The sequence below is a fragment of the Ideonella paludis genome, assembly GCF_018069865.1.
Taxonomy (GTDB): domain Bacteria; phylum Pseudomonadota; class Gammaproteobacteria; order Burkholderiales; family Burkholderiaceae_C; genus Ideonella; species Ideonella paludis.
This window is the reverse complement of the sequence record NZ_JAGQDG010000009.1, coordinates 24,249-39,383: the sequence shown is the minus strand read 5'-3', so window position 1 is coordinate 39,383 and position 15,135 is coordinate 24,249. Positions and strand designations below refer to the sequence as shown.

17 protein-coding genes are annotated in these 15,135 nt (G+C 65.2%); 3 read left to right on the top strand and 14 right to left on the bottom strand.

Features of this window, described 5'->3' with window-relative positions:
* Positions 1 to 45: 45 nt before the first annotated feature.
* Positions 46 to 594, top strand: coding sequence for a hypothetical protein (locus KAK11_RS19900; RefSeq protein WP_210811213.1), 549 nt, complete (start codon positions 46 to 48; stop codon positions 592 to 594).
* On the opposite strand, the gene rarD is transcribed toward KAK11_RS19900, so the two are convergent.
* The 13 genes from rarD to KAK11_RS19835 all read right to left on the bottom strand — a co-directional run bounded on the left by rarD (position 588) and on the right by KAK11_RS19835 (position 12,426).
* Entirely contained in the window at positions 588 to 1,472 is an 885-nt protein-coding gene (gene rarD, locus KAK11_RS19895) for an EamA family transporter RarD (RefSeq protein WP_210811212.1), read from the bottom strand. The two genes, KAK11_RS19900 and rarD, sit on opposite strands and share 7 nt — an antisense overlap.
* A gap of 5 nt (positions 1,473 to 1,477) precedes the next feature.
* A complete protein-coding gene (locus KAK11_RS19890) occupies positions 1,478 to 2,242 on the bottom strand; it encodes a pseudouridine synthase (protein ID WP_210811210.1) in 765 nt (254 codons plus the stop codon).
* Positions 2,243 to 2,262: 20 nt separating this feature from the next.
* On the bottom strand, positions 2,263 to 2,685 hold the full coding sequence (locus KAK11_RS19885) for a YchJ family protein (RefSeq protein ID WP_375140705.1): 423 nt from the start codon (positions 2,683 to 2,685) through the stop codon (positions 2,263 to 2,265).
* Positions 2,682 to 3,992, bottom strand: a complete 1,311-nt coding sequence (glcF, locus tag KAK11_RS19880; RefSeq protein ID WP_210811209.1) for a glycolate oxidase subunit GlcF — start codon at positions 3,990 to 3,992, stop codon at positions 2,682 to 2,684. The genes KAK11_RS19885 and glcF overlap by 4 nt, the downstream gene beginning before the upstream one ends.
* 6 nt (positions 3,993 to 3,998) lie before the next feature.
* Positions 3,999 to 4,664: a class I SAM-dependent methyltransferase gene (locus tag KAK11_RS19875; RefSeq protein ID WP_246499178.1), complete on the bottom strand. Its 666-nt coding sequence runs from the start codon at positions 4,662 to 4,664 to the stop codon at positions 3,999 to 4,001.
* Entirely contained in the window at positions 4,664 to 5,764 is a 1,101-nt protein-coding gene (glcE, locus tag KAK11_RS19870; protein ID WP_210811207.1) for a glycolate oxidase subunit GlcE, read from the bottom strand. The genes KAK11_RS19875 and glcE overlap by 1 nt, the downstream gene beginning before the upstream one ends.
* Positions 5,765 to 5,803: 39 nt before the next feature.
* Positions 5,804 to 6,733 carry a hypothetical protein gene (locus KAK11_RS19865; protein WP_210811206.1) on the bottom strand — a complete coding sequence of 310 codons (930 nt, stop codon included), beginning with the start codon at positions 6,731 to 6,733 and terminating at the stop codon, positions 5,804 to 5,806.
* An 84-nt stretch (positions 6,734 to 6,817) separates the two neighbouring features.
* Positions 6,818 to 8,314: an FAD-linked oxidase C-terminal domain-containing protein gene (locus KAK11_RS19860; RefSeq protein ID WP_210811205.1), complete on the bottom strand. Its 1,497-nt coding sequence runs from the start codon at positions 8,312 to 8,314 to the stop codon at positions 6,818 to 6,820.
* A 177-nt stretch (positions 8,315 to 8,491) separates the two neighbouring features.
* Positions 8,492 to 9,232 carry a PhaM family polyhydroxyalkanoate granule multifunctional regulatory protein gene (locus tag KAK11_RS19855; protein ID WP_210811204.1) on the bottom strand — a complete coding sequence of 247 codons (741 nt, stop codon included), beginning with the start codon at positions 9,230 to 9,232 and terminating at the stop codon, positions 8,492 to 8,494.
* A gap of 134 nt (positions 9,233 to 9,366) precedes the next feature.
* On the bottom strand, positions 9,367 to 9,525 hold the full coding sequence (locus KAK11_RS19850; RefSeq protein WP_210811481.1) for a hypothetical protein: 159 nt from the start codon (positions 9,523 to 9,525) through the stop codon (positions 9,367 to 9,369).
* 59 nt (positions 9,526 to 9,584) lie between these two features.
* Positions 9,585 to 10,340 carry a DUF2711 family protein gene (locus KAK11_RS19845; protein ID WP_210811203.1) on the bottom strand — a complete coding sequence of 252 codons (756 nt, stop codon included), beginning with the start codon at positions 10,338 to 10,340 and terminating at the stop codon, positions 9,585 to 9,587.
* Between the two features lie 97 nt (positions 10,341 to 10,437).
* Positions 10,438 to 11,424 (bottom strand): TraB/GumN family protein, encoded by a 987-nt coding sequence (locus tag KAK11_RS19840; protein WP_210811202.1) that lies wholly within the window; start codon positions 11,422 to 11,424, stop codon positions 10,438 to 10,440.
* 12 nt (positions 11,425 to 11,436) lie between these two features.
* Positions 11,437 to 12,426 carry a fumarylacetoacetate hydrolase family protein gene (locus KAK11_RS19835; RefSeq protein WP_210811201.1) on the bottom strand — a complete coding sequence of 330 codons (990 nt, stop codon included), beginning with the start codon at positions 12,424 to 12,426 and terminating at the stop codon, positions 11,437 to 11,439.
* Positions 12,427 to 12,459: 33 nt separating this feature from the next.
* Between KAK11_RS19835 and KAK11_RS19830 the strand changes: the two genes are divergently transcribed.
* The gene (locus KAK11_RS19830; protein WP_210811200.1) at positions 12,460 to 13,533 is read left to right on the top strand and encodes a DUF3108 domain-containing protein; all 1,074 of its coding nucleotides are present in this window, start codon (positions 12,460 to 12,462) and stop codon (positions 13,531 to 13,533) included.
* Positions 13,534 to 13,553: 20 nt separating this feature from the next.
* Entirely contained in the window at positions 13,554 to 13,973 is a 420-nt protein-coding gene (locus tag KAK11_RS19825) for an Lrp/AsnC family transcriptional regulator (RefSeq protein WP_210811198.1), read from the top strand.
* On the opposite strand, the gene ocd is transcribed toward KAK11_RS19825, so the two are convergent.
* Positions 13,956 to 15,050 carry an ornithine cyclodeaminase gene (ocd, locus tag KAK11_RS19820; RefSeq protein WP_210811197.1) on the bottom strand — a complete coding sequence of 365 codons (1,095 nt, stop codon included), beginning with the start codon at positions 15,048 to 15,050 and terminating at the stop codon, positions 13,956 to 13,958. The genes KAK11_RS19825 and ocd overlap by 18 nt on opposite strands.
* Positions 15,051 to 15,135: the final 85 nt, after the last annotated feature.

The window sequence follows — 15,135 nt, the reverse complement described above, 5'->3', positions numbered from 1 at the left end:
TTGACATGGGGTCGACGCAGCGCGCGGCACCTCAGGGAGATCCACATGAAACGCCTTGTGCAGACTTTTTTCGGTGTCCTGGTGGCACCGTGGCTGGCTTCGGCCGTATGGGCGGCAGACCCACCGGCGCAGAGCTTTACCTTTGAGCCCGCCGTGACGGGGGCGACGGCTGCCGCCTACTGCATGGCCAAGCACCCGTATCAAATTCTCGACTCACAACGTGCGGGCCTCTACACCAAGGACGGTTACGAGCTGGTGGCGTCGCCCGGTGTGGTGGGCGCGGTGCGCCGTAACTTTGTGCTGGACCGCAGCACAGACCAGCAAGATGAAGGCGCGAACCAATCCTGTGCCCGAGCCTGCACGCAGTTTGGCAAGGCGTGGAACATGGTGGGCAAGTCCTTGCGCCAGAAGGTGGGCGACGGCAGCGTGATCATCCCCAGCGGCCTGGGCGACCTGGGCGCCTTGGTCATGAACGACCAAGACTTTTATCTGGGCGGCCAGACGGTGGGGGCGGTGGGCTCACGCGGCAACACCTGGCAAAGCTCAGATGTGGCGCAAGCCGACTACTGCTGCTGCCATGCCGTCAGTCAGTGAGCAGTGGCGAGGCGCTCTCGGGCTCTGAACGTCCGCCAGGAGTCCAGGCTGTAGAGCGCCAGGGCCGCCCAAATCATCACAAAGCCCAGCAGGCGCTGTGGGCTCAGCGGCTCTTGAAACACCATCCAGCCCAGCACAAACTGCAGGCTGGGCGCCAGGTACTGCAGCAGCCCCAACGTGCCCATGCTGACGCGCTGGGCGCCATAGCCAAAGAGCAGCAACGGAATGGCCGTCAGCGGCCCGGCCACCAGCAGCCAGGCCCAGGTGCTGGGGCTGTGGCCGCCGCCAGCGTGGTGCAGCGTCAGCCACATCAGCGCCGGGATGGCCACAGGCGCCAGCAGCAGGGTCTCCAGCGACAGCCCTTCGAGCGAGCCCAGTGGCGCCATCTTTTTGATCAGGCCATAAAAGCCGAAGCTCAAGGCCAAGGCCAGCGCCACCCAGGGCGGCGTGCCCATGGCCACGGCCATCCACAGCACGCCCACCGCCGCCACGCCCAAGGCCAGCCATTGCAGCTTGCGGGGCCGCTCGTGCAGCACCAGCACGCCCAGCAGCACATTCACCAGGGGGTTGATGAAGTAGCCCAGGCTGGCCTCCAGCACATGGCCGTGGTTGACGGCCCAGACATAGATCAGCCAGTTGCTTGACAGCAGCAGGGCTGCCGCCGCATACGTGCCCAAGACCTTGGGCTGGCGCAGCGCTTCGCGCAGCCAGGCCCAGCGGCGCTGCACGGCCAACACGCCGGCCACAAACACCAGGGACCACACCGAGCGGTGGGCCACGATTTCCAGCGCAGGCACATGGCTGAGCTGATGAAAATACAGCGGGAACAAGCCCCAGATGATGTAGGACGCCGCAGCAGCCCAAAGCCCGTGGTGCATGGTGATCAAAAGAGGGGCGTGTCCAGCGCAGGCAGCGGGTCCAGCCAAGGCCCGCTGGCGCACAGGTGCTGCCATTCAGGCCCCGGTGGGGCGGTCAGCTCGATGGCCTGGCCGGTCACGGGGTGGGTGAAACGCAGCCCCCAAGCGTGCAACCACAAGCGCTGGGTGCCAATGTGCCGGGCCACCGCATGGTTGTGCGGCGCTTTGCCATGGGTGGTGTCGCCAACAAGAGGATGGCTGATGGCCTTGGCATGACGGCGGATCTGGTGGCGGCGGCCTTGCAGTGGCCGGGCGCAGACCAGCGCATAGCGGCTGCTGGGGTGGCGCGCATCCACGGCAAAAGGCCACTCCACGCGGGCCAAGCGCTGCAGCTCGGTTTGAGCCTCCAGGTGGGCTTGGCCGGTACTGGGCAGCTCGGGGTCGCGTGCCAAGGGGTAATCAATGCGCTGCTGCTCGGCCGGCCAGCCCCGCACCAGGCCCAGATAAGCCTTGTGCACACCGCCGGCCTCAAACAGCGCACCCATCTGGCGTGCCGCGTCGGGGCTGCGCGCCAGCATCAGCAAGCCCGAGGTGGCTTTGTCCAGGCGATGGACCGGGGCCAGCCATTCGGTGGTCACGGTGCGCAGGCGGTCGAGCACCGAATCTTGCTCACGGCTGTCCAGCTCGCTGCGGTGCACCAGCAGCGCGGCTGGCTTGTGCAGCACACACAGGTGCTCGTCTGCCCAGAGCAGCGGCAGGCCTGCCGCTTGGGCGGCGGCGGCCCAAGTCATGTCCAAAGCGCCATCGTCAATCAACGGTGCTGGCCATCCAGATAGAGCCAACAACCCTGCGCGTTACGCTCAAAGCGGCTGATCTCGTGCAGTCGATGGGCACGGCCGCCCAGCTTGCTCAAGGCGACGAACTCCACTTCCGCATGTTCCGCGTCCAGCACCGTGTGGCGCTTCACCGTCAGGCCCAGCCAGCGCAAACCTGGCTCGGGGGGCTCCAGGGTGGCCGGGCGGTGGCTGGGGTGCCAAGTAGCCAAGAGATAGTCGCGCAAGTCCAGCACAAAAGCGCTGTAACGCGAGCGCATCAGGCTCTCGGCATCGGGTGCTTGCAGGGCCAAAGGGCCCTGGTGCCAGCGCCCACAGCAGTCGACATAAGCCAAGGGCTGGGCTTGACGGCCCGCGCCCTTGCTGCGGCCGCAGGGGCAGAGCAGGGCAGGAGCACTCACAGCGAAGCGGGCTCCCGCAGCGGGCTCGGGCTTTGGGCGGCCGTGAGCGCGTCGTCCAGCACTTCCACCCAGTGGCGCACCGGGCGCTCGCTGCCGGTTTGCAGGTGTTGAATGCAGCCGATATTGGCCGAGACAATGGTCTCGCCGGGCACGCTGGCCAAGGCCTTGAGCTTGCGGTCGCGCAGTTGCAGCGAGATCTCGGGCTGCAGCACCGAATAAGTACCGGCCGAGCCGCAGCACAGATGGCTGTCGCAGGCGGCGGTGCGCACCTCAAAGCCCAGCTTGGACAAGTGTTCTTCTACACCGCCCTTCAGGCGCTGCGCATGTTGCAGGGTGCAGGGCGGGTGATAGGCCAGGGGCACGGGCTCAGCTTGCGCGTCGCCCCGGTGTCGCTTGGCCGCCAGGGCCTTTTGCAGCGGGGCCACCAGCTCGGGGAGCAGCTCGCTCAGGTCTTTGGTCAGCGCGCTGATGCGCTGGGCCTTCTCGGCGTAGTCCGCGTCATGGGCCAGCGCGTGGCCGTATTCCTTGACCGTGGCGCCGCAGCCGCTGGCGTTCATCACAATGGCTTCCACCGCGCCATGCTCGGTCAGGCCCTCGACCAGCGGCCACCAAGCGTCAATGTTGCGGCGCATGTCGTTCAGGCCGCCGATCTGGTCGCCCAGATGGGCGCGGATGGCGCCGCAGCAACCGGCTTCATCGGCCACCACGGTTTGGATGCCTGCGGCGTCCAAGACCCGAGCCGTGGCGGAATTGATGTTGGGCATCATGCCCGGCTGCACGCAGCCCATCAGCATCAGCACTTTGCGCGCGTGTGGGCGCGTGGGCCAGCGGTGGGCCTCTTTGCTGGCCTTGGGCGGCACCTTGGCTTTGAGGGAAGAGGGCAAGAGCGGGCGCACCATCTGGCCCATCTTCATGGCGGGCTCAAACAGCGGCGAAGGCAGGCCTTCTTTCAGCAGCCAACGCACTGCGCGTTCGGTGCGCGGGCGCTCGACCTTGGCGTCCACCAAGCGGCGGCCAATCTCGACCAGCGCGCCGTATTGCACGCCGCTGGGGCAGGTGGTTTCGCAGTTGCGGCAGGTCAGGCAGCGGTCCAGGTGCAACTGCGTGGCCCGCGTCGGCGTGGCGCCTTCCAGCACCTGCTTCATCAGGTAGATGCGGCCACGCGGGCCATCCAATTCGTCGCCCAGCAATTGGTAGGTTGGGCAGGTGGCGGTGCAAAAGCCGCAGTGCACGCATTTGCGCAAAATGGCTTCAGCCGCTTGGCCGTCGGCCGTGTGGGCGTGCTCAGGGGCGAGGTGGGTTTGCATGCGCTGTCAGTCCTGCGGTGCCAGCTCGTAGCTCAGCACCCAGTAATGGTGAAAGTCTGTCCACTGCGCGTTGCGCGCCCGTGGGCCCGCCAAGGCGATGGCTTGTTCGGCGGTCGGAAAGTTCTTCAGCACCTCAAACTGGCGGCCATCGCTCAACTGACGGGTTTGGTAGGTGTTGCCCTCGTCGTCCTGGCGGCTGATGGGGGTGCTGCTGGCCTGCACAAACTGGTTGTCGAGGTGCACCACGCGGGCGCCGTGCTGCAGCTTGCTGTGCAGGGTGGCCAGCCAGTCGGGCAGGCGGCGCAGGGGGATATGGCTCCACCAGCAGCCTATGAACGCCGCGTCAAAGGTGTCGGGCACACCGTCCAGTGTGTAGGCATCGGCCAACTGGACGCTCACGCTCGCCGGCATGGTCTTGGCTTGGGCCACGGCCAGGGTTTCGGGGTTGATGTCGGTGGCCAGCCAGCTGGCGGCCTGCGCAGCGGCGGCGGGGGTCCAGTAGCCGGTACCGGTGGCGACTTCCAGCACATGGCGCCCTGCAAACTGGGCCGGCAGCCAGGCCTTGATGGCAGCCAAGTCGGCTTGGCGCTCGGGCTTGGCGTAGACGGCCTCGTACTCGCGGGCGCGCTCGGCATAGTAGGCCTGCATCGAGGCTTCAGTGGCGTGTTGCATCACAACTCCGGGTGCAAGCGTTGGCGGTTAAAGATGCCCGCCGGGTCAAAGGCGCGTTTCAGCTCGCGGTGGATGCGCAGCAGCGGCGCCGACAGCGGGGCAAAGCCCTCGGCGCCCCCATCGCCACCCCACCAACGCTGGGCATGGCCGCGGGCGTCTTGGGCTGCTTCATGCACGGCCGCGGCGCTGGCCGTGGTCAGCAGCCAGCGCTGGCCGCCGCCCCACTCAATGAGCTGGTCGATCAAATGCTCGCCGCCCAAGGAGATACGCGGCGCACTGGGCGCGACGGAGAGCCGCCACAGGCTGGCGCCTTGGCGTTGCACCGCGTCACGGGCAGTGGCAAAGAAGTCATCGGTCTGCTCGCGCAGGCCATTCCAAAACGGCGCGGCCAAGTCTTCGGCAATGGGCTCACCACCCAAGCGCCGGGCAGCGGCCGTCACGGCGGCCGAGGCACCGCGCAGGCGCAGCACCAAGGTGTCGTCCCACCACACACTGGCGTTCAGCGGCAGCGGGTCGCCCGCCCATTGGTTGAGGTGGCGCAGCGCGCTGGTCTGGTCCATGTCAAAGCGCAGGGTCAGGCTGGCGGTGGGCAGGGGCAGCACCTTGAGCGAGACTTCGCAGATGGCGCCCAACACGCCCATAGACCCCGCCAGCACGCGGGACACGTCATAGCCCGCCACGTTCTTCATCACCTGGCCACCAAAGCTCAGCACCTCACCTCGGCCGTTGAGCAGGGTGGCGCCCAGCACATAGTCGCGCACACTGCCCACGCTAGCGCGGGCCGGGCCGGCCAGCCCCGCAGCCACCATGCCGCCTACGGTGCCGCCGCCAAAGCGGGGGGGCTCAAAAGCGAGGTATTGCTGGCGCTCGGCCAGTGCCGCTTCCAGCTCGGGCAGGGGGGTGCCGGCACGCGCCGTGATCACCAGTTCGGTGGGCTCATAGGACGAGATGCCGCTCAAGGGCCGTACATCCAGCACCTCGCCCACTTGCGGGCCGCCGCGGCCGTCTTTGCTGCCGCTGCCGCGAATGCACAGCGGTCGCTGCTCTGCCGTGGCCGCTTTGACCGTTTCGATGAGTTGATTCAGCACGGCCTCAGACATGCCGACCTCCTGGAAGGGCCGGCACCTGCACGGTGCGGCTTAGGGGATGAGTTGAGCCACGGAGTAGAGCTTGCCTGAGAACTTCAGGGGCTTGTACTCCAGGGTGAAGGGGTTGAAGTAACCGGCTTGGCCTCTGCTGGGCGCTGCGGGGCCAAAGTCGGCCAGCACCGCCCCCTCGCCGCGCCGGCTGCCCGCTGGCGGCACGCCAAAGCCCAGATAGCCGCCGGGCCGCGCCACCAGCAATTGCGTGCCGTCGCTGCTGACCCCATTGGTATTGGGCAGCACGCTGCTGTTGCCGCTTGTGGCCGTGCGCAGATAGGTCACTTCGCTGACTGTTTGCACCTTGAGCCGGTAGTCGGTGATGTTGGCGGCCGAGATCACACCGGTGCCGCCATCGGTGGTGATGGTGCCTGTCAAGGTGGTTCCAGAGGGATACACCACAGGGATCAATCGGAACACCGCACTGCCCGCTGCTGCGGTGGCCACTTGGTGCGACCCGCCACTGGGGTCGCCAAACCATTGCCACTCGAACTGGGCGCCGTTCACATAGCTGGATTGCCCGCCTGACGCCGCCGTGTAGCCCGCATAAGTGGCCACCGTCACATAACGCTCTAGCGGCCACACCGAGCCGAAGCGCAGGGTGCCGCCGTCGGCCACTCCATCGGGTGAACGCCGCACCAACAGGCGCCGCCCGTCGGCCGACACGGCCACCCCCGTCAGCTCCGGCGCACCGGGCTGGCTGGGGTTGTACAGCAGAGCCTCCGTGCTGCGCACGGTGATGGACCAGGCAGTGAAGTTGGCGGCGCTCAGCGGCCCGGTGCTGCCGTCCGTCTGAATCGTTCCGGTGATCTTGGTGCCGCTGGGCAGGCTGATCGGCGTGATCTGAAAGTTGGCTGCGGAGGCGGCGGCCGCCCACAGCGTGAGGCTCAAGGCCAAGGCGCTGGGGACCAAAAGTGGGGCTCGGTGCATGGTGGCGGCTCCGAAGGCTAAAGGCCTCATCCTCACCGCTCTTCCTGAAGCCAGGCTTAGGCGCATGGTGCATCTGCAGCATGCTCAAAACCGCTCCAGCTCAGGGAAGGGCAGCAGCCCCTTTTTGACATGCATGCGGCCGTATTCGGCGCAGCGGTGCAGGGTGGGAATGGCCTTGCCGGGGTTCAGCAGGCCCACCGGGTCAAAAGCACGCTTAACGGCCAGCATTTGCTCGCGCTCTTCGGGGCTGAACTGCACGCACATGGAGTCCAGCTTTTCCACGCCCACGCCGTGCTCACCGGTGACGGTGCCGCCCATGGCCACGCTGGTCTCCAGGATGTCGTTGCCAAAGGCCTCGGCGCGCTTCATTTGGTCGGGGTCATTGGCATCAAACAAGATCAGCGGGTGCAGGTTGCCATCGCCCGCATGAAAGACATTGCAGCAGCGCAGGGCATATTTTTTCTCCATCTCGGCAATGGCGATCAGGATGTCCGCCAGGCGCTTGCGCGGGATGGTGCTGTCCATGCACATGTAGTCGGGGCTGATGCGGCCCGAAGCGGGGAAGGCGTTTTTGCGGCCACTCCAAAAGCGCATGCGCTGGGCTTCGTTTTCGCTCACGGCCAAGCGCGTGGCGCCGGAGCGTTGCAGTACCTCCTGCATGCGGCCAATCTCTTCTTCCACCTCTTCGGGCGTGCCGTCGGATTCGCACAGCAAGATGGCTTCGGCGTCCAGGTCGTAGCCCGCGTGCACAAAGTTTTCCACCGCCGCCGTCATGGGCTTGTCCATCATCTCCAAGCCGGCTGGGATGATGCCCGCCGCAATGATGTTGGCCACCGCGTCGCCCGCGCGGCGCACATCGTTGAAGCTGGCCATGATGCAGCGGGCCAACTGCGGCTTGGGTGTCAGGCGCACCGTGACCTCGGTGATCACTGCGAGCATGCCCTCGGAGCCCACAATCAAACTGAGCAGGTCCAGCCCGGGCGCGTCCAGGGCATCAGCCCCAAATTCAATAGCATCGCCTTCGACCGTGAAGCCGCGCACGCCCAGCACGTTGTGCAGGGTTAAACCATATTTGAGGCAGTGCACCCCGCCCGAGTTTTCGGCCACATTGCCGCCAATGGTGCAGGCGATTTGGCTGGAGGGGTCGGGTGCGTAATACAGCCCATGCGGCGCTGCCGCCTCGCTGATGGCCAGGTTGCGCACACCGCACTGTACGACGGCCGTGCGGCTGACTTTGTCGACCGAGACAATGCGGTTAAAGCGCGCCAAGCCCAAGGTGACGCCCATCGCATGGGGCATGGCACCGCCCGAGAGCCCCGTGCCCGCACCGCGCGCCACCACGGGCACCTGCAGGCGGTGGCAGGCCCGCAGCACCTCAGCCACTTGGCTTTCAGTTTCCGGCAGGGCGACCACCAGGGGGCGCTCGCGATAGGCCGTCAGGCCATCGCACTCATAGGGCGTGGTGTCCTCAGACTGCCACAGCAGCGCATGGGCGGGCAGCAAGGGCTTGAGCGCCGCCACCACCTCAGCCTGTCGCTGCCGCCGCTCTTCAACCGATACCGTCTGCGCTGCCACACTCACAAGACTCTCCAGCCTGGGGGATACGGCGCTGACTGTATCAAGCCAGCGCTGAAATCCGCCTGAAGCGGCCACAAAGCAGCTGTGACTAAGGCGAAGGGAATGCGCGGTGACTCATACGGCCCCCGTTCGCCCTGAGCTTGTCGAAGGGCCTTGTTGAGGCCCAGCCCGCCAGCTCGATCAGCGGGCCGTCTTCTTGGCCGCAGGCTTGCGTGGGGTGGTCTTGCGGGCGGTGGCCGTTTTCTTGGCCGCAGCCGGGGCCTTGGCGCTGGCTGACGCGGCGCGGCTGGCACTGGCCACCGTCTTGGTGGCAGCGGCCGCCATGTCCACCGCCTGTTGGGCCACCGCTGCAGGCATGGCGGCGGCCTTTTTCAGCGTGTCGGCGGCTGCGTCCATGGACTGCTTGGCCATATTGCTGGCCAAGTTGCGGGCCGCATCAGACGCCGTGTCCTTCATGGCCGTGGCCGCAATCTGGGTGAACTGCTTGGTCAGTGCGCCCCACCATTGCATCGGGTCCACCACACCAGCGGGCGTGGCTTCATCGGCGGCATCAGCCTTGCTGCTGGAGGTGGCCTTCTTGGGCGCGGCGGGGGCCGAGGCCTCATCGCTGCCCTTGGCCGCAGGCTTCAAGGTCATCGCGTCACGCAGCTCGCTCACCGAGACATTCATGGTCTTCAGCGTCGAAAGCGTCATGCGCTGCACTTCCATGGCCTGGATGGTGGTGGCCACCATGCGGGCGTTCTGCTCCAGCCAAAACTGCACCGTGCGCAGCTTCTCAATCTCTTTCTCCAGCTCCACCGGGTCCAGTGTGGGCGCCACCCACTGTCCAATGTTGGGCAGCGCTTGGCCCGCGTTTTTCACCAAGCCTTGCAAAAAGTCAAAGCCGGGCACCATCTTGCTGAAAGGGTTGGAATCTGCCATGGGAGTGTCTCCTAGTGCTTGCTTGTAAAGGCCTGCCACGGGGCGGCGTGGCACGGGCAGTGGAGCGCTGATTGTGCGCTGGGCTGGCTCTCATCAGGCTTACTGCGTTTAGAAGTTGCGGCGCACTGCAACACTCATGCTTGCTCTTTGTCCTGCTTGATCACCTCGGTCTGTTCTTGCGCCGACTTGGTGGCCCTGGGGGGCGCAAAGGGTGGGGGGAAGCCGACGAAGCACAGGAAGATCAGAAGCGGGAGCACGATGTAGAACAGTGGCTTCTTCCAGTGGATGTTCATGGCCAAAAGAAACTTGGGGCAGTTCCGTTGCTTTCAACCTTGATAGGCGTGTGAAATCGCTAAGTGACTAAGCAATCCCAGCTCCAAAAAACCTCAGTGTCCTGAGTACAGGGGAATCCTTCCAGGCCCGGCCAACGGCTCAGGCGGTCTACATTCTCTCGGGTAGAGCAAAAGAGAGAAAAATGACTGTCCCAGTGAACCGTCCAGAGGACTGACTTGTCTGGGGTAAAGACACTTGAGCGAATCAGGTCAGTGGTAGCCATGGGTGGCTTCAAGTCCTCGATCCAGTGAAGCTTTCGCTCTGTGCAGTGCTCATCGCCCAGCCAAAGCCATTCATGACCCAGCGACTGAATGAAGGCGAGAACCTGTCCTTGAGTGAGTTCGGGGAAGTTACCCTCTACAGGGGGAAAAATCTGATGACTCTTCAGCGATGTCATGAGCTTTTCCGAGAGGTCCCGGCGCGAGTACTCTCTCAGCATGGCGCCAATTGAGGTCTTCAATGCGACGTCGATCTCGGCCCAAGAAAGCAGGCCAGCGAATTCTTGCACGTCGTTCCAACTCACGGCCTCGCAAGATCGAACAATATCGCTAGGACTCAAATCCACCCCGTCTACATATCTGTCAGCTGAGATAGAAACGGGACGAATGAATGGGTTCAGCAGAACATAAGCTGCTTCAAACACGCCGTCGTAAAACGACAGAATGTTTCCATCCAGTGGGCAGACGGCATAGCGATCTGGCTCTGGAAGAACTCGTTCGGTCATGTGGCGGGAGTAATCAACTGAGTTCATCGAGCAACCCAGAGGCGAAGCCATTCAAATAATCCGGGTGCTACATGCTGTGTTGTGACCCAAACCGCACTTGATGTTCGCAGATGCACAACCATGTTGGTGTCGCCCCGGTCCTGTGCACTCACTGCAAGCTCATCACCCGCCTCACCTCAAACCCCTGCGCCTTCAGCAGTGCGGGCAGCCCCTGAGGCCCCGTCATGTGGAGTGCGCCGACCGCCACAAACACCTGTTTGCCTTGAGCATGCAGTGCGGTGGCTTTGCGGGCCATGTCCAGGTTGCGGTCGTCGATCAGGCGTTTGTGGAACTCTTTTTGCTCGGGCGTGTTGAGGCAGTCGCACCACTGGCCGTAGCTCTCCAGCTCGTCGAGCTTGCCCTGGGCCCAAGCGTCGGTCAGGCGTTTGATCAGGGTGGCGGCTTGGCCGCTTTCCAGGCCCTTGAGGGTTTCGTCCACCATCTTGATGCGGGTGGCCTCGTCTTTGGGCAGCATCACAGCCAGTTGGGCCTCGGGGGTTTCGAGGGACACCACGGGCTTGCCCAGGCCGCGGGCCAGGCCGGCCAAGAAGCCGTCGATGCCGTAGGCTGGGTCCACGCCTTGGCGGCGGGCCACCATGGTGGTCAGGGTGATGGCCTGGAACTCGGCGCGCATGGGCTTGATCAGGCTTTCCGCGCATTCGGCGGCGGCCACTTTGTCCAGGCGCGCGCGCAGCTCGGCAGGCAGCTTGGGCTCGTCAGGCGGGGCCATCACGGCGGCTTGGAGCTTTTGCATCAGGGCCGCGTCCATCATGTCCAGTTCCAGGGCCACTTGGTCAGCCTGGCGCATGGCCAGCAGCAGCTCAGGGCCGGGGAACATCCAGCCGCGCTGCGCGGCATGCACGGTGCCATAGAGCCACAGGCTGCGTCCGTCTTTACGGGCCTCCCAAAACAGGCCTTTGAGGCGCGCAGCTTGCATGCCCTGGGCGACTTCGTCTTGGGTCAGCGGTGCGGCGGCAGGTGGGCAATGGGTGGCGGCTTGCAGCGGGCTGTGGGTCAGCAGCAGCGCGGTGGTGGCCCAGGTGCCGAGTTGCGTGAGCTTGCGGGCGAAGCGGCGGGGCAGGGTCAGGAGGTTCATCAGGGGCTGCGGTTATTGGCTATCGGGCTCACACACGGTTTGATCAATCGCGCCAAACAGGCTCAGCCCGTCGGGCCCTTTGACCTCGATGCGGATCGTATCGCCGTATTGCATGAAGGCGGTCTTGGGCTCGCCTTGTTCAATCATTTCGATGGCGCGCTTTTCAGCAATGCAGCTATAGCCCTTGGCCCAGTCTTTGTTGCTAACAGTGCCGGAGCCCACGATGGAGCCCGCGCGCACATTGCGGGTTTTGGCGATGTGGGCAATCAATTGGCCGAAGTGGAAGGTCATCTCCGGCCCGGCGTCGCACAGGCCCACTTTGCGGCCGTTCCAGGTGGATTGCAGGGCCAGATGCATGCGGCCACCTTGCCAGGCCTCGCCCAGCTCGTCAGGGGTCACGGCCACCGGGCTGAAGGCGGTGGCGGGCTTGCTTTGGAAGAAGCCAAAGCCTTTGGCCAGCTCGTTGGGGATCAAATTGCGCAGGCTCCAGTCATTGGCCAGCATGATCAGGCGCACGCCGTCCAGCGCTTCATTGGGCGGGGTGCCCATGGCCACGTCGCCGGTGATCACCGCGACTTCGGCCTCAAAGTCCACGCCCCAGTCGAGGTTGGCAAACACGGCGTCGTCGCAAGGGCCCAAGAAGTCGTCGCTGCCGCCTTGGTACATCAGCGGGTCGCCAAAGTAGCTCTCGGGCATGTCGGCGCCGCGCGCCTTGCGCACCAGCTCCACATGGTTGAGGTAGGCCGAGCCGTCGGCCCACTGGTAGGCGCGGGGCAGGGGGGCCATGCACTGGCGCGGCTCAAAGGCGAAGGCGTGGCGGGCCTTGCCGTGGTTGAGTGTGGTGTAGAGGTCTTCGAGCTGGGGCGAGAGAAAGTTCCAGTCGTCCAGCACCTGCTGCAGCCGGGTGGCAATGCCGTTGGCATAGTGGGCGGTGCTCAGGTCGCGCGAGACGACGACGAGTTGGCCGTCGCGCGAGCCGTCTTTGTAAGTGGCGAGTTTCATGGGGACCCTTCAATTTAGTGGCAGTATTGTCCAATGGTCGAGCCCTGGCGTGCTGTCATCGCAAGCCGCAGTCTCCCACCGGGCTTGGCCCGGGGTGGCCGGCTGGCCGCCGTGGTGCTGGGGGTGGTGCTTTTGCATGGCGCGGTCTTGAACGGGCTGCGGCTGCCCTGGGGAGCTCTGGCGCGGCAGCCGCCGCCAGAGCCCATGCAAGTGCTGGCATTGCCAGCCGAGCGCTTGGCGCAGACGCCGGCCAGGCCATCTGCATTTCCTGCTCAACGCACGCCAGCGCCAAAGCCCGTTCCTCAAGCACCCAGGCCCCAGCTGGCCCAGGTGCAGGGCACTGCCCAGCCATTGGCGGCTGCGCCTGTGGCGCGCCCAGAGCCGGTGAGTGCCGCCCCCGAGGACTTGCCCTTGCCCGCCCCGTCGGCCGGCCCCCGCCCCGGCCGAGCGGCCCCGCGAGCGGCGGCCGAGGTGCCCCACAGCTTGACCTTGCGCTATGCTGCGCAGCGCGGCGCGGCCCAAGGCCAGGCGCAGATCGATTGGCAAACCCACGACGAGCGTTTTGTGCTGAGCGTGAAGGTGGACGTTCCAGGCACCCCCGCCATCGACTGGCTCAGCCGCGGGCAGCTCAGCAGCCAAGGCTTGGCGCCTGAACGCATGGTGGAGCAGCACAAGCAGCGGGCCGTGCGAGCGGTGAACTTTCAGCGGGACAAGGGGCTGATCAGCTTCTCAGGCAGCCCGCGCAGTGCAGCGCTAGGCCCTCAGGCCCAAGACCGCGCCAGTTGGTTGGTGCAACTCTGGGCTTGGGCTCGGGCTTTGCCTTCGCCTCCCCGCACTGGGCAAACCCTGCGCTTTGCGGTGGCCAGCCCCCGAGGCGACGTGGACGAGTGGACCTTTGAAGTGCACGCGCCTGAAGTGCGCGAGGTGGCTGGCCACCGCGTGAGCCTGACCCCCTTGGTGCGCAGCCCTCAGCGGCCTTATGACCTGCGGGTCACGGTGTGGCTGACCCAAGACGCCGCGCAGTGGCCGGCCGGCGTGTCTTGGGGCGTGGAGCCGGGTGGCATGCCTTTGGTGCTTTGGTTGGCCGAATGGCCCGACAGTGAGTGAAGTGCACGCATACTTGAGGCATGGACGATATTGACCGTCAATTGATCAGCCTGCTGCGCCAAGACGCGCGGCTCACGGTGGCCTTGCTCGCGCAAAAGCTGGGGGTCTCGCGCGGGACGGTGACCAACCGGCTGCGCAAACTCGAAGATGAGCAGGTGATTGTGGGCTACACCGTCAAGCTGCGGCCTGACGCCCAGCCCAACCAGATCCGCGCCTGGATGGGCGTGGTGGTGGAGGGCAACCAAACCCGGCTGGTGATTGCTAGCCTGTTGGGCGAGCCTGGTGTGGCCGCGCTGCACGACACCAATGGCCGCTGGGACTTGCTGGCCGAGATCCGCGCCGACACCATGGCCGAGTTGTCTCAGGTGCTGGAGCGGATTCGCCTGATCAAGGGGATCCGCAGCACCGAGACCAACATTCACTTAGCCACTTATCGCTGACGAGGCTTGCGGGCGCGTGGCGATGATGGGCGAGGCGGCCTCTTGCTGCAGGGCGCTGAAGAGGTTCTTGGGGTCGGGCGTTTGAACGATCAAGTCCACCGTGCTGCCGATGCCCAGCTCCAGCGCGGCGTCGCGCATAAAGCACAGGGCCGAGTAGTCTTCCAGCGCAAAGCCCACCGAGTCGAAAACAGTCACGGCCTCTGGCTTCAGGCGGCCGGGATGCTCGCCCACCAAGACCCGCCACAGTTCAGTAACCGCGAAGTCAGCCGGCATTTGTTGGAGGTCACCTTCAATGCGGGTTTGCGGCTCGAACTCGACAAACACCTGGGCGGCGCGCAGCACGCCAGGGTGCAGCTCGGTCTTGCCGGGGCAGTCGCCGCCCACGCCATTGATGTGCATGCCATGCTCCAACATGTCGGGCGTCAAGATCGTGGCGTTGGTTTTGTCGGCCGTCACGGTGGTGACGATGTCGGCGCCGCGCACGGCTTCGGCCACGCTGCTGCAGACAGTCAGGCTCAGGCCGCTGCCCACCAGGTTGGCCACCAGCTTGGCGGTGGCTTCGCCGTCGGTGTCAAACAAACGCAGTTCTTTGATGCCGACCAGTTCTTTGAAGGCCAAGGCCTGGAATTCACTTTGGGCGCCGTTGCCGATCAAGGCCATCACGCGGCTGCCCGGGCGGGCTAAGGTCTTGGCGGCCAGGGCAGAGGTTGCAGCGGTTCGGATCGCTGTCACCAAGGTCAGCTCACTCAGCACGCGGGGCGCGCCGGTGGCCACATCGGCCAGCACGCCAAAGGCCATCACGGTGGGCAGGCCGTTGGCGGTGTTTTTCGGGTGGCCGTTGACGTACTTGAAGGCGAATTCTTGGGCATCCGCAATCGGCATCAGCTCGATCACGCCGTCTGGGGAATGGCAGGCCACGCGTGGGCTCTTGTCGAACTCGGGCCAACGCTTGAAGTCCTGGGCAATGCGGTCGGCCACGCCACGCAAACAGGCGGCCAAGCCTTTGCGCTGGATCAGGCGCACCATGTCCGGGGCGCTGAGGTAGAGCGTAGGGGGCAGGGTGGTGAGGGTGGTCATGGTGTGTCTCCGTGTCATGCCCGCCAGTGTCTCGGCTCTGGGTGCCAAGCAAAAGTCAGCAATACGATCACTATTGGCAGAAAAA

Excerpts from the sequence above, each read along its gene's own strand:
- KAK11_RS19900 (WP_210811213.1), top strand. The coding sequence starts at position 46 with ATGAAACGCCTTGTGCAGACTTTTTTCGGTGTCCTGGTGGCACCGTGG.
- rarD (WP_210811212.1), bottom strand. The coding sequence starts at position 1,472 with ATGCACCACGGGCTTTGGGCTGCTGCGGCGTCCTACATCATCTGGGGC.
- KAK11_RS19890 (WP_210811210.1), bottom strand. The coding sequence starts at position 2,242 with ATGACTTGGGCCGCCGCCGCCCAAGCGGCAGGCCTGCCGCTGCTCTGG.
- glcF (WP_210811209.1), bottom strand. The coding sequence starts at position 3,992 with ATGCAAACCCACCTCGCCCCTGAGCACGCCCACACGGCCGACGGCCAA.
- KAK11_RS19875 (WP_246499178.1), bottom strand. The coding sequence starts at position 4,664 with ATGCAACACGCCACTGAAGCCTCGATGCAGGCCTACTATGCCGAGCGC.
- glcE (WP_210811207.1), bottom strand. The coding sequence starts at position 5,764 with ATGTCTGAGGCCGTGCTGAATCAACTCATCGAAACGGTCAAAGCGGCC.
- KAK11_RS19865 (WP_210811206.1), bottom strand. The coding sequence starts at position 6,733 with ATGCACCGAGCCCCACTTTTGGTCCCCAGCGCCTTGGCCTTGAGCCTC.
- KAK11_RS19855 (WP_210811204.1), bottom strand. The coding sequence starts at position 9,232 with ATGGCAGATTCCAACCCTTTCAGCAAGATGGTGCCCGGCTTTGACTTT.
- KAK11_RS19850 (WP_210811481.1), bottom strand. The coding sequence starts at position 9,525 with ATGAACATCCACTGGAAGAAGCCACTGTTCTACATCGTGCTCCCGCTT.
- KAK11_RS19845 (WP_210811203.1), bottom strand. The coding sequence starts at position 10,340 with ATGGCTTCGCCTCTGGGTTGCTCGATGAACTCAGTTGATTACTCCCGC.
- KAK11_RS19840 (WP_210811202.1), bottom strand. The coding sequence starts at position 11,424 with ATGAACCTCCTGACCCTGCCCCGCCGCTTCGCCCGCAAGCTCACGCAA.
- KAK11_RS19835 (WP_210811201.1), bottom strand. The coding sequence starts at position 12,426 with ATGAAACTCGCCACTTACAAAGACGGCTCGCGCGACGGCCAACTCGTC.
- KAK11_RS19830 (WP_210811200.1), top strand. The coding sequence starts at position 12,460 with ATGGTCGAGCCCTGGCGTGCTGTCATCGCAAGCCGCAGTCTCCCACCG.
- KAK11_RS19825 (WP_210811198.1), top strand. The coding sequence starts at position 13,554 with ATGGACGATATTGACCGTCAATTGATCAGCCTGCTGCGCCAAGACGCG.
- ocd (WP_210811197.1), bottom strand. The coding sequence starts at position 15,050 with ATGACCACCCTCACCACCCTGCCCCCTACGCTCTACCTCAGCGCCCCG.